The 11,952-nt window shown below is 64.0% G+C and carries 14 protein-coding genes; 7 read left to right on the top strand and 7 right to left on the bottom strand.

Going from position 1 to position 11,952, the window contains the following annotated elements; genetic code table 11:
- Window positions 1-34 precede the first annotated feature (34 nt).
- Complete coding sequence (locus RBH77_RS22785; protein WP_311029857.1) at window positions 35-769, bottom strand: 16S rRNA (uracil(1498)-N(3))-methyltransferase; 735 nt, start codon at window positions 767-769, stop codon at window positions 35-37.
- 126 nt (window positions 770-895) lie between these two features.
- On the opposite strand from RBH77_RS22785, the gene RBH77_RS22780 reads away from it, so the two are divergent.
- Both RBH77_RS22780 and RBH77_RS22775 read left to right on the top strand, forming a co-directional pair.
- The gene (locus tag RBH77_RS22780; RefSeq protein ID WP_311029856.1) at window positions 896-2,041 is read left to right on the top strand and encodes an Acg family FMN-binding oxidoreductase; all 1,146 of its coding nucleotides are present in this window, start codon (window positions 896-898) and stop codon (window positions 2,039-2,041) included.
- Window positions 2,041-2,487, top strand: a complete 447-nt coding sequence (locus RBH77_RS22775) for a MarR family winged helix-turn-helix transcriptional regulator (RefSeq protein WP_311029855.1) — start codon at window positions 2,041-2,043, stop codon at window positions 2,485-2,487. The genes RBH77_RS22780 and RBH77_RS22775 overlap by 1 nt, the downstream gene beginning before the upstream one ends.
- Window positions 2,488-2,494: 7 nt before the next feature.
- Here the strand turns inward: RBH77_RS22775 and RBH77_RS22770 are convergent, their stop codons facing one another.
- Window positions 2,495-3,142: a hypothetical protein gene (locus tag RBH77_RS22770; protein WP_311029854.1), complete on the bottom strand. Its 648-nt coding sequence runs from the start codon at window positions 3,140-3,142 to the stop codon at window positions 2,495-2,497.
- 5 nt (window positions 3,143-3,147) lie between these two features.
- Window positions 3,148-3,567, bottom strand: coding sequence for a GNAT family N-acetyltransferase (locus tag RBH77_RS22765; RefSeq protein ID WP_311029853.1), 420 nt, complete (start codon window positions 3,565-3,567; stop codon window positions 3,148-3,150).
- Between the two features lie 400 nt (window positions 3,568-3,967).
- On the opposite strand from RBH77_RS22765, the gene RBH77_RS22760 reads away from it, so the two are divergent.
- A complete protein-coding gene (locus RBH77_RS22760) occupies window positions 3,968-4,108 on the top strand; it encodes a hypothetical protein (RefSeq protein ID WP_311029852.1) in 141 nt (46 codons plus the stop codon).
- Here the strand turns inward: RBH77_RS22760 and RBH77_RS22755 are convergent.
- The 4 genes from RBH77_RS22755 to RBH77_RS22740 form a co-directional block, all read right to left on the bottom strand.
- Window positions 4,105-4,866 (bottom strand): metallophosphoesterase, encoded by a 762-nt coding sequence (locus RBH77_RS22755; RefSeq protein WP_311032656.1) that lies wholly within the window; start codon window positions 4,864-4,866, stop codon window positions 4,105-4,107. The genes RBH77_RS22760 and RBH77_RS22755 overlap by 4 nt on opposite strands.
- A 9-nt stretch (window positions 4,867-4,875) precedes the next feature.
- Entirely contained in the window at window positions 4,876-5,550 is a 675-nt protein-coding gene (locus RBH77_RS22750) for a LutC/YkgG family protein (protein ID WP_311029851.1), read from the bottom strand.
- Complete coding sequence (locus RBH77_RS22745; protein WP_311029850.1) at window positions 5,547-6,983, bottom strand: LutB/LldF family L-lactate oxidation iron-sulfur protein; 1,437 nt, start codon at window positions 6,981-6,983, stop codon at window positions 5,547-5,549. Before RBH77_RS22745 ends, RBH77_RS22750 begins: the two co-directional genes overlap by 4 nt.
- Window positions 6,984-7,236: 253 nt before the next feature.
- On the bottom strand, window positions 7,237-8,010 hold the full coding sequence (locus tag RBH77_RS22740; RefSeq protein WP_311029848.1) for a (Fe-S)-binding protein: 774 nt from the start codon (window positions 8,008-8,010) through the stop codon (window positions 7,237-7,239).
- A gap of 217 nt (window positions 8,011-8,227) precedes the next feature.
- On the opposite strand from RBH77_RS22740, the gene RBH77_RS22735 reads away from it, so the two are divergent.
- The 4 genes from RBH77_RS22735 (at window position 8,228) to RBH77_RS22720 (ending at window position 11,942) form a co-directional block, all read left to right on the top strand.
- Window positions 8,228-9,724, top strand: a complete 1,497-nt coding sequence (locus RBH77_RS22735; protein WP_311029847.1) for an FAD-linked oxidase C-terminal domain-containing protein — start codon at window positions 8,228-8,230, stop codon at window positions 9,722-9,724.
- A gap of 152 nt (window positions 9,725-9,876) precedes the next feature.
- Complete coding sequence (locus tag RBH77_RS22730; protein ID WP_311029846.1) at window positions 9,877-10,233, top strand: endonuclease domain-containing protein; 357 nt, start codon at window positions 9,877-9,879, stop codon at window positions 10,231-10,233.
- A gap of 81 nt (window positions 10,234-10,314) precedes the next feature.
- The gene (glcE, locus tag RBH77_RS22725) at window positions 10,315-11,529 is read left to right on the top strand and encodes a glycolate oxidase subunit GlcE (protein ID WP_311029845.1); all 1,215 of its coding nucleotides are present in this window, start codon (window positions 10,315-10,317) and stop codon (window positions 11,527-11,529) included.
- A 35-nt stretch (window positions 11,530-11,564) separates the two neighbouring features.
- Complete coding sequence (locus RBH77_RS22720; RefSeq protein ID WP_311029844.1) at window positions 11,565-11,942, top strand: DUF4870 family protein; 378 nt, start codon at window positions 11,565-11,567, stop codon at window positions 11,940-11,942.
- Window positions 11,943-11,952 lie beyond the last annotated feature (10 nt).

Raw genomic sequence — 11,952 nt, 5'->3', positions numbered from 1 at the left:
CTGAAGAAGGTTTGATCGCCGGGACCTGCCGGTTTCACCAGTCGCCGATGGTTGCCTGCACGACTGCGAGTGCGGCCACCGCCGCCGTGTCGGCGCGCAATATGCGTGGGCCGAGCGGGATGGCAGTGACGAAGGGCAGCGCGCGCAATTCCTTTCGCTCCGCATCGGAGAAGCCGCCTTCCGGCCCCACCAGCAAGCCGAGTTTGTGTTCAGCGATAGCTTGAAGCGTCGACAACGGATTGTCCGTCCCGGCATCCTCGTCGCAGAAGATCAGCCGCCGGGCCGCATCCCAGTCTGCGAGCAGCCGTTCCAGCTTCATCGGTTCGCAGACCTGTGGGATGGCGAGGATGCCGCACTGCTCGGCGGCTTCGATCGCATTGGCCTGCAGCCGCTCGATGCCGAGTTTCGTCACCTGCGTATGCTGTGTGATGACGGGCTGCAGCACGCCCGCACCCATCTCCACCGCCTTCTGGACCAGATAGTCGAGCCGGCCCTGTTTCAGCGGCGCGAAACAATAGAGAAGGCCGGGCAGGGGAGGCTGCGGGCGTGTCTGCTCGACCGGTGTCAGCATGATCTTCTTCTTGCCGGCCGACGTCAGCGTCATCCGCCATTCGCCGTCACGGCCGTTGAAGGTCAGGATTTCCGCGCCATCGCCAAGGCGCAGAACGTTGAGGAGGTAGTGCGTCTGCTGCGGGCTCGGCTCGACCGCCTGTCCTTCGGCGAGGTCGTCCGGCACGTAGAGCCGCTGCATCCGGTAATTGGCACGCATGGCCCCTGATGCGGCAGGGCAGGCGGGCCGTCAAGCGGTGGTCGCAATCCTTCAATCTCGGAGTCTTGAAACCGATTTAATGTTAAACTATGTAGTTTAGTATTAAATCAGTTCAGGAGACGAGCGATGACACTCTCCAGAAGGAATTTCATCCATATTCTCGGCGGCGGCGTCGTATTGGCGGCGGCGGCCGGTGGCGCCTGGGCGGGAACCCGCGACCCGGCTTCGGCGCGCGCGCCATGGCGTGTGGCCGGCATCGACGACACGGATATCCGCCGCGAAGCGCTTTCCTACGCGATTCTGGCGCCCAATCCGCACAATCGCCAGCCTTGGCTGGTCGAGTTCAATGGAACGGACAGCCTGACGCTCTATTGCCAACTCGACCGCCGGCTGCCTGAGACCGATCCATTCGATCGGCAGATCACGATCGGTCTCGGGGCCTTCCTCGAAATCCTATCCATGACGGCGGCCGAACGTGGCTGGCGCGCGGAGATCACGGCTTTCCCGGAAGGCGAGCCGCATCCCCGGCTCGACAGGCGCCCGGTGGCACAAGTCCGCTTCCGCAAGGACAAAGGTATCGGCAGGGACCCGCTCTTTGGCTACGTGCAAAGGCGGCGTACCAACCGCCAGGTTTATGATGGCCGGCCGGTTACAGCGGAAGTGCTGGGCCAGGCGGCCGGCGCCGCCCGCATAGTGCGGATGAACTGGACGAATGATCCGGCCCGCCGCAAGGCGCTTTCGTCGCTTGCCATCGCCGCGCTGGCGACCGAGATGGGACTGCCGCGCAAGACATGGGAAACGGTCGACGCGCTGCGTGTCGGCAAGGCCGAGATCGACTTACGACCGGACGGCATCGCGCTCGCCGGGCCTGTCGTCGAAGGCGCATACGAACTCGGCCTGTTCGACCCTGTCGACCTTCTCGATTCGCGTTCGTCCGTTTCAAAACGCGAACGCAACGACGAGCGCGCGCAGATCGAAAGCTCAGCCGCCTTTGCCTGGCTTGTCACCGACGGCAATAGCCGTGCCGGCCAGATCGCGGCTGGACGCGATTATCTCCGTTTCTGCCTTGCGGCAACGGCGGCGAGTCTTTCCATGCAGCCGCTCAGCCAGGCGCTGCAGGAATATCCCGAGATGGCCGGCCACTATCGGGACATGCGCCATGAACTCGGCATCGGGTCCGATCAGGCCCTGCAAATGTTCGTGCGGCTGGGCTATGGTCCGGCGGTCGAGCCGGCGCCACGCTGGCCATATGAAAGCCGGATACGGGCCTGATGACGGACGATGCTCGGATCGAGGAACTGTTCGATTTCTTCACCGAGATCGGTATTATCGCCCAGTTGAACGAAGCGGCGATAGAGCGGCAGCTTCCCGAAGGCATGAGCCTCGCGCAGTTCGTCATGCTGCACCATCTGAGCAGGCTCGGCGGGGAATGGACGCCGGCCAGGCTTGCCGCTGCCCTGCAGGTCACGCGCGGTGCCATCACCAATACGGTGAAGCGGCTGGAGAAGAAGCGCTTCGTGTCGGTGCGTGCCGCCGGCGACGACGGACGCTCAAAGCTCGTCTCTCTGACGGAAGAGGGCGTAGCGGCGCGGGATGCCGCGCTTGCCCGGCTGGTGCCGGAAGTAGCGGAGCTTTCAGGCGAATTGCCGCTCGCTGAAATCTCCGCGATGCTCCCCGCCCTGAAAGCGGTGCGGAAAGTCCTCGACGAGCACCGTTAGGCGGCTTTCAATCGCCGATGCTTGGATGCCAGATTGGCCGAAATCCGCTGCGCAGCACGGCCAGTGTCGTCGGCGGCGTAAGCAGCTTTGCGTCGGGGCCGAGCTCGGCCGGGTCAACTGATTCGTGGCGCCAGCCTTCGAAATCCCATTCCCACAGCTTCCCGCGGTGCAGGGTGAAGGCGCGGTGGCCGACAGCCATCATGGCGCCGTCGGGCAGGCGCGCGATTTCCGCCTTACCCACCGCCTGTAGCGATCCCCCGGAAGCAAGCCGCTCTCCATGCAGCCGCGCATCGATTTCCGTTGCCCTCGGCCCGGCGATCCCGAAGGCATCGGCGTAGCATTCGGCGAATTCCTTGGCGCGGCTGCGCCGGCAGTAGAAGCAGGGCCGGTGTCCGGCCGCCAGCGCCGTCACCTCGTCGAGGAAGAAGAGTTCGGTCCAGCCGGCGTTACCCGATGGCGCGTTGCGGCCCATCACCTCGCGCCGGCGGCCGCGGAACTCGCATTCGCAGATGATCCAGGCCTTCGTCGCCCAGCGCCGCGAAAGAAGCGTCTTCGTCGCCGGGTCGTGGATCACGCCGCGATTGCCCGTAAAGAGCCCGCGGGCCCCGACGGCGTGGATATCACCGAAAGGATCGACACGGTTCTGAAGGGGCATGAGGGCTACCGTTCCCGCTCGAGCCAGAACGTGTCTTCCATGCGCGCCATCCCGATTCGTTCATAAAAGCCGGCCGCGTCGGGCACCGACGCCAGGAAGATAGCCACTTCCGGCCCAAGCCGCTGGCGCACTTCGGCGACCAGCCCTCGACCGATACCCAGGCCCTTTGCAGTTGACGAAACCGCAAGATCGGAGAGATAGCAGCACCAGCAATGGTCGGTGATGCAGCGGGCGACGCCGATGAGTTCGCCGTCCTCCCGTCGAGCGGTGACAATAAGGTTCGCATTTCCCAACATGCGGGCAAGCCGTTCCGGATCCTCGACCGGGCGAATAGTTGCCAAGCCTGAGTCGATCAGGACACGACGGAACTCCTGGGCATCCAGCTTGTCTTCCGAGGCGAAACGTATGCTGCCATCGCGACTCACGGCATCGTCCTTCCTGACTCGAATGAGGATGTATCGGCGTGTCGGCCAAGTCCGTTAAGTAGCGGATACCACGCTCGACCGAAAATATTGGTGTTCGGATACGGCTCCGCCACGGCTCGGTTGTCGATGCGTCGGCCTTGCCTCGGTCCGCGCCTTGACTGCCGTGATCCCACGGGAACACTGCTTCCCGTTGCCTTTTTAACACGTCCGAAAATTTGTCGTCGAAGAGTGCGTCGGGCCTCTTTTCGGCGAGCCCTGCCGGCCTTATGTGGCCATCCGGCAACGGCCGCTTCCATTGAACGGAAAAAATCGGAATTGAGGCAACTTTGTCCTCTTTGCGGCGTTTGTCGGCAAGATTTTGGTAACTTTGATCGTGCGAAGTGACAGGACACAAACCGAGATGACCCCCGTGAAAGCAGCGCTTCTGTCCTTCGTAATGCTGTCCGCAATTCTTGTATGGGGGGCCGGCATCTACAGTGCCGACGCATCCACCAAGCACGCCGTGGTCGACGGCTACGGCGTCGTCGCGGCGGTCCGTTAATACCGCGAATCCGGCGCACCGCGCACGTCCATCAGCATCTTGTCCTGCCCGTCCATGATGGCGCAGGTGAGCACGCCTGAATAGAACGCGCCCGTGTCGACATTGATCCGGTTCGCCATAATCTCGGGCTCGTCCGAGGGCGTGTGGCCGTGGACCACCACTTTTTCATAAAGCGCCGGATGGTCGAGGAATTCGTGCCTGATCCAGATCAGGTCGTGCGGGTCCTGCCGTTCCAGCGATGTGCCCGGCCGGATGCCGGCATGGCAGAAGAAGAAATCGCCGAAGGTGGCGGAACGCGGTAACGAGCGGAGGAAGGCGGCATGCTCTTCCGGTACCGCGGCGCGCAACTTCGTATGGCCTTCCATGAGTGCCGGGACAGGTGAAAACCGTAGCTCCACCCCGTAGGAGCGTGCCGTCTCTTCCCCGCCATTGGTGGCGAACAGGCCGTAGGGGTTCGGCTCGGCGAGGAATTCCAGCACTCCCCAGTCATGGTTGCCCATCAGGGAGATGATGCGGCGGTCGCGCGTCCCGGCTGCGATCAGGAAATCGAGCACGCCCTTCGAGGAAGGACCGCGGTCCGTGTAATCACCGAGATGGATGATGCGCCAGTCTGCCGGCATGCGCGCCGCGATATCGGCGCGGATGCGCTCATGCATGGCTTCGAGCAGGTCGAGCCTTCCATGGACGTCGCCGATGGCGTAGAGCCGCATCCCGTCCGGACCGCATGCGTCGAGAAAGTGGATGCCGGCCACCGACAGCCGCCCGGTCTACCCGCCCACCATGATGATGTGCAGCGCCCGCGGGCCATGCGCACCGAGAAGCAGCTTCTGCTCGATATCGCCGGAGCGCGACGGGCCGGTAATGAAGTTCAGCGTGCGCGGCATCTCGCCCTTGCCGTATTGCCGGCGCAGCTTCGCCAGCACTGTCTCCATGTCGCCGGCCACATCATTGGCGTCCACGACGACGATGTGGTGCTCGGGCAGGAAGTTGATCGTGGTCGGGTTGTCGCCGCCGGAGGTCAGCGCCAGCGTGCCGCTTTCCGCGATGGCGCCGAAGGCATGGCTGACACCGGCCTCGTCGTCGCCGTCAGAGGCGCCGTGCTTCACGTTGAGCGCCTTCTGTTTGGCCCATGGCATCTGCGCCAGCCGCTCGTCGGCGCCCACCCGGATTGCCGCCGGCAGATTGCGTGAGCGCAGATATTCGGCCACCGCCTTCGGCACGTCGTCATGGGACTTCACTTGCCGAACGCTTGCCGAGACCCTCTCGGCCATCGCGACGAACAGCCGCCGGCGCGCCTTGTCGTCGAGTTGGCCGCGTTCGGGGATGACCCCCTTCGGCGCCTTGTCGAGCCGCGCTTCCACCGCAGCCAGCCGCGCCGCGTCGTTCTGCCCGCCGCCGAGCGACTTCCTGACCTTGGCGAGGATCGCCTCGCGACCGCTCATCGCACGGCTCCCTGCTTTTGCACCTCGCGGCCGCGCCATTGCTGCATGAAGGTGCGGCTTTCCGGCGCCGGCAGGTCGCGATGTTTCGTCCAGCCACCGGCAAGCGGCAGCGAGCGGAAGCGGCCCTTCCGCCCGCCGAAGAGCGAAAGGGCAGGGATCGCCATCGACGTGGCTAGCCGGTAGAGCCACGGCCGCTTGGCGAAGAAAGCCCAGAATTTCAGCCCGCCACGCACCGTCGCCGGGTTCAGCCCGCGCTCGAACTCGCGCTCGCGCCAGTGCCGCATCATCTTCGGCAGCGGGATACGCATCGGACACACGCTCTCACAGCGCCCGCAGAAGGTCGAGGCGTTCGGCAAATGGCCTGCCTTGTCGACGCCGATCAGCGCCGGCGTCAGCACCGCGCCCATCGGCCCCGGATAGACCCAGCCATAGGCGTGGCCGCCGATCTCGTGATAGACCGGGCAATGGTTCATGCAGGCGCCGCAGCGTATGCAGCGCAGCATGTCCTGGAACTCCGTGCCGAGCATCGAGGAGCGGCCGTTGTCGAGGAGCACCACATGGTATTCCTCCGGTCCGTCAGGATCGCCAGCCCGCCGAGGCCCCGTCGAGACGGTCGTGTAGACGCTCATGTCCTGCCCGGTCGCCGAGCGCGCCAGCACGCGCAGGATCTGCGCCGCGTCCTCCAGCGTCGGCACGATCTTTTCCAGCGACGCCAGAACGATATGCACCTTGGGCAGGATCTGCGTCAGGTCGCCGTTTCCCTCGTTGGTGACGATGATCGAGGAGCCTGTCTCGGCGACGAGGAAATTCGCCCCGGTGATGCCGACATCCGCGTCGAAATAGGCCGCCCGCAGCACCCGCCTTGCCTCGCCGAGCAGCGCCTCCGGCTCCGACAGGTCGCGCGAAGCCGGCAGGTGGTCGTGCACCCGGCGGAAATCCTCCTCCACCTGCTCCTTGTTGAGGTGCACCGCCGGCGCAATGATGTGGCTCGGATGCTCGCCGCGCAGCTGGATGATGTACTCGCCGAGATCGGTCTCGACCGGCTTGACGCTGTTCTTCTCGAAGAACTCGTTCAGCCCGATCTCCTCCGTGATCATCGACTTGCCCTTGGTCACGGTGCGGGCGCCCGCCGCGCGGCAGATGTCGAGGATGATGTTGCGCGCGTCTTCCGCTGTCTCCGCCCAGTGCACGAAGCCGCCTGCCGCCCGAACCTTCGCCTCGTAGGCTTCGAGGTAGAGGTCGAGATTGGCGAGCGCATGGTCCTTGATGGCGCGGGCATTGTCGCGCAGCGCATCGAACTCCGGCAGTGCGTCAACCGCCGCCTGCCGCTTGTCGATGAAGCCGGAGCGCACATTGCTCATCGCCTTCTGCAATTGCGGATCGGCAAGTGCGGCGCGCGCGTTCTGCTTGAAGCGAGGGGAGGTTATCTGCATGGGCACTCCCTCCGCGGCTCAGCAATGCGTAATGCCATCCTTCCAGCGCGTATCAGCACCCCCCTCTGTCCTGCCGGACATCTCCCCCTCAAGGGGGGAGATCGGCTGTCGTCACGGCTATCGCCAATGATCGAGGTCGCAGAAGGAAGAGCGACGAGTGCGGCAGGCTTGATCTCCCCCCTTGAGGGGGAGATGTCCGGCAGGACAGAGGGGGGTGTGAAGGGGCGCCGTCCCTCAAGATTGTACATAATCCTCACCCCCTCCCGCCGATCGGCGGGCCATCGGTCATGCCGGCCAGCACTTCCGCGACGTGCCGCGTTTCCACCGCCGAGCCCTCGCGCTTCAGCTTGCCGGCCATGTTCATCAGGCAGCCGAGATCGCCGGCAAGCAGCGTGCCGGCCCCGGACTCCTCGATGCGCTCCGTCTTCTTCTCGACGATACCGTTGGAGATATCGGGATATTTCACGCAGAACGTCCCGCCGAAGCCGCAGCAGACATCGGCCTCCTTCAGTTCCTTGAGCCTGAGACCCTCGACGGTGGAAAGCAGGGCGCGTGGCTGCGCCCGGACACCTAGCTCGCGCAGGCCCGAACAGGAATCATGGTACGTCACCGCGCCGTCGAAGCGCGCTTCGACCGACTGCATGCCGCGCACGTCGACCAGGAAACTGACCAGTTCATGCACCTTGCCGGCGAAGTCGGCGGCGCGTTGTTCCCACTTCGTGTCGCCCTTGAACAGCGCCGGATAGTGCTTTTTCAGCATGCCTGCGCAGGAGCCGGAGGGCGCTACGACGTAATCATATTCCTCGAAGGCCTTGATTGTGTTCTTTGCGATCGCCTTGGTGTCGGCGCGGTCGCCCGAATTGTAGGCCGGCTGGCCGCAGCAGGTCTGTGCCGAAGGCACGTCGACAGTGCAGCCGGCCTCCTCGATCAGCTTGACGGCGGCAAATCCGATCGTCGGCCGGAAGAGATCGACAAGGCAGGTCACGAACAGGCCGACGCGCGGCCGGAAGGGCGTCTGGTCGTTCATTGCCCGCACTTTCTGGGACCGCGCTTCCTGGGACTGCGCTTTCTGGAAACCGGATTGTACATTGTCGTATATGCTCTTGCTGCCGTTCTGCCGCCCGGAAAATAGAAGCGTCGGCAAGAACGGGTCAAACGATTTGTCGTATATTTTCCGTGGCTGTTTGCCAGTGTAACAGAACGTGGCTAAACAGCCATGATCCTAACAGGCGGGTAAAGGCACGATGTCCGGTCTGACGATGCCACCTTCGGACAAGGCGACGCTGGCAAGGCGTGCCGAGATCGTCGCCGATATGCGGACCATAGTGCCCGGCGAGGGCGTGGTGGAAGCCGAACGCGAAATGCGCGTCTTCGAGTCGGACGGGCTCACCGCCTATCGTCAGCTTCCCATGGTCGTCGTCCTGCCGGAGAATACCGCGCAGGTTGCCCGCATTCTCAAATACTGCTCCGACCGCAACATCAAGGTGGTGCCGCGCGGCTCCGGCACATCGCTTTCGGGCGGTGCGCTGCCGCTGGAGGACGCCGTCCTGCTCGTAATGAGCCGCTTCAACCGCATCCTCGACATCGATTATCCGAACCGCGTGGTGGTGGCGCAGCCCGGCGTCACTAATCTCGGCATCTCGGTCGCGGTCGAACAGGACGGCTTCTATTACGCGCCGGACCCTTCCTCGCAGATCGCCTGTTCGATCGGTGGCAATGTGGCGGAGAATTCCGGCGGTGTGCATTGCCTGAAATACGGGCTGACCGCCAATAATGTGCTCGGGATCGAAATGGTGCTGATGAACGGCGAGGTCGTGCGCCTCGGCGGCAGGCATCTGGATGCCGAAGGCTACGATCTGCTCGGCATCATGACCGGTTCGGAAGGCCTGCTTGGCGTCGTCACCGAAGTCACCGTGCGCATCCTGAAGCGGCCGGACATGGCGCGCGCGCTCCTCGTCGGCTTCCCGTCGAGCGAGGAGGCGGGGCAATGCGTCGCCGACATCATAGCTGCCGGCATCATCCCGGGCGGCATGGAGATGATGGATCGCCCGGCGATCCGCGCGGCCGAGGATTTCGTCCATGCCGGCTATCCTCTCGATGTCGAGGCGCTTTTGATCGTCGAACTCGACGGCTGCGGCGCGGAATTGGATCACCTGATCGGGAGTGTCGAGGAGATCGCGCTCAAGAACGGCTCCGTCACCTGTCGCATCTCGCAATCGGAGGAGGAGCGGCTGGCCTTCTGGCTCGGTCGCAAGGCGGCATTCCCGGCGGTTGGCCGCATCTCGCCGGATTATTACTGCATGGACGGCACCATCCCGAGGAAGGAACTGCCGCGCGTGCTCCACGGCATGCGTCAGCTTTCAGAGCAGTACGGGCTGCGCGTCGCCAATGTCTTCCACGCCGGCGACGGCAATCTCCACCCGCTCATCCTTTACGACGCCAATATCCCCGGCGAGCTCGACAAGGCCGAAGCCTTCGGCGCGGATATATTGAAGCTCTGCGTCAAGGTCGGCGGCGTCCTGACCGGCGAACACGGCGTCGGCGTCGAGAAGCGCGACCTGATGGGCGAGATGTTCAACCAGACCGATCTCGATCAGCAGATGCGCGTCAAATGCGCCTTCGACCCCGGCCATCTCCTCAATCCCGGCAAGGTGTTCCCGCAATTGCGCCGCTGCGCAGAACTCGGCCGCATGCACATCCATCGCGGGCAGATGCCGTTCCCGGACATTCCGAGGTTTTGATGATGTTGCAGAAAAGAGGTTCCTCGCCCCGGCGCAGCGGGGGAGAGGTGGCTCGGGCGAAGCCCGAGACGGAGAGGGGGACGGCCGATCTGCCGAGCCGACGCTCACCGGAGCGAATCGCACGTGCGCGTCGACTCCGGCAAGGCGACAACATGGCCGAGGCCCTTTTGTGGAATGGGCTGAAGGCAAAAAAACTTGGCGGATACAAATTTGCCCGGCAAGTTCCTATTGGACCATACTTTGCCGATTTCGTTTGCCGACAGAGCGCCCTAGTCATCGAATTGGACGGCAGCCAGCACGCGGAAAGCAGCTACGACCGGCAGCGCGACGAATTCATGCGATTGCAAGGCATGTCGGTCCTTCGGTTTTGGAGCGCCGACGTTTTCAGGCAATACGACAGAATTTGCGAAACCATTCTGGCTGCGCTCGAAGGACGGTTAAGCGAGGATATACTTGCGCCAGATCTGAGGTTTGTCTTCGCCAGGACAAAGACATCGCAAGGTGCTTAAGGTGGCTTCCCCCTCTCCGCCTCGCTTTGCTCGGCACCTCTCCCCCGCTTCGCGGGGGCGAGGAACCCAGGTTCTGCCAAGATGACCACCTTCACTCCTTCTACCTCCGCAGAAGCCCTCGCCGCCGTCCAATGGGCGCTGTCGGAGGAGGAGCCTCTGGAGATCCTCGGCCATGGCTCCAAGCGCGGTATCGGCCGGCCGGTGCAGGCGGCGCATACGCTCGACCTTTCCGCCCTTTCAGGCGTCACGCTTTATGAACCAGAAGAACTGGTCTTATCGGCGAAGGCCGGGACGCCGCTTGCCGAGATCGAGAAGCTGTTGGCCGACAACCGCCAACAGCTTGCCTTTGAGCCGATGGATTTCGGCCCGCTTTTCGGAGCCGAACGGGGCAGGGGAACCATCGGCGGCGTGCTCGCCTCGAATACATCCGGCCCGCGCCGCATCAAGGCCGGCGCGGCGCGCGACCACATCCTCGGCATCCATGCCGTCTCCGGGCGCGGCGAGGCCTTCAAATCAGGCGGCCGCGTCGTCAAGAATGTCACCGGCTACGACCTTTCCAAGGCGATGGCCGGCTCGTGGGGCACGCTCGCCGTCGTCACCGACCTTACCTTCAAGGTGCTGCCGGCAGCCGAAACCGAAACGACGCTCGTCCTGCGCAACCTCACCGACGATCAGGCGGCGAACGTCATGGCGCACGCCATGGGCTCCAGCGCCGAAATCTCCGGCGCGGCGCATCTGCCGGTGCTGGTCTCCGGCAAGGTCGCCAGCGGTGCGCTTTCCGGCGCAGCGGCGACCGTGCTGCGCATGGAAGGTGTGGCTCCCTCCGTCGCCTGGCGCATCGGCCATCTGAAGGACCTGCTGAAAGCCGCAGGCGAAATGCAGGAGATTGGCGCGGAGCAGTCGCGCGCACTGTGGCGCGAAATCCGTGACTGCGCGCCTTTCGCCGGCGGAAAAAAGCCGGTCTGGCGCGTGTCGATGGCGCCGTCGCAAGGCCACCGCATGATCGACGCGTTGCGCCGTGAGGCCGGTGTTAACGCCTTCTACGACTGGCAGGGCGGCCTGATCTGGCTGGAGATGGCGGCCGACCCGGAAGCCGCCGCGCTGCGCGCCATGATCCGCCGCTTCGGCGGCGGGCACGCCACCCTCATCCGCGCCGGCGAGCCGGAGCGCGCTTCGCTCGACGTATTTGAACCTCAGCCGCCGGCGCTCGCCGCACTTTCTGCACGCCTGAAGGCCGAGTTCGATCCGAAGGGTATTCTCAATCCGGGGCGGATGTCTTCCGTCCGGCCGATCTGATAGCCTGCCGATGTCGATGAACGGGGGAGACCGACATGAGCGATATGAACACCGCACCGCCGCCGCGCCAGACCGACCGCTGGCTGGAGTCCGGCCCGTCCAACATGATGGCGATCTATATTCTCTATCTGGCCGGCTTCGTCATCGGCGTCACGCCGCTTATCGGCGTGGTTATGGCTTACATCAATCGCGGCAAATCGGAAGCCTGGGTCGAGACGCACTATACCTGGGCGATCCGCACCTTCTGGATCGGCCTGCTCTATTCGCTGATCGCCGTGGTGCTCACGATCCTTTTGATCGGTTTCATTCTATTCATCGCGGTGGCGGTATGGTTCATCGTCCGCGTCGTGCTCGGCATGCAGGCGCTCAACCGCAACGAGCCGATCCGTAAGCCCGAGAGTTGGGTTATCTGAGAAAGTCCCG

Origin of the sequence: Mesorhizobium koreense, assembly GCF_031656215.1 — a bacterium.
Classification (GTDB): Bacteria; Pseudomonadota; Alphaproteobacteria; order Rhizobiales; family Rhizobiaceae; genus Mesorhizobium_L; species Mesorhizobium_L koreense.
The sequence above is the reverse complement of the archived record's forward strand: the minus strand, read 5'-3'. Positions and strand labels throughout refer to the sequence as shown.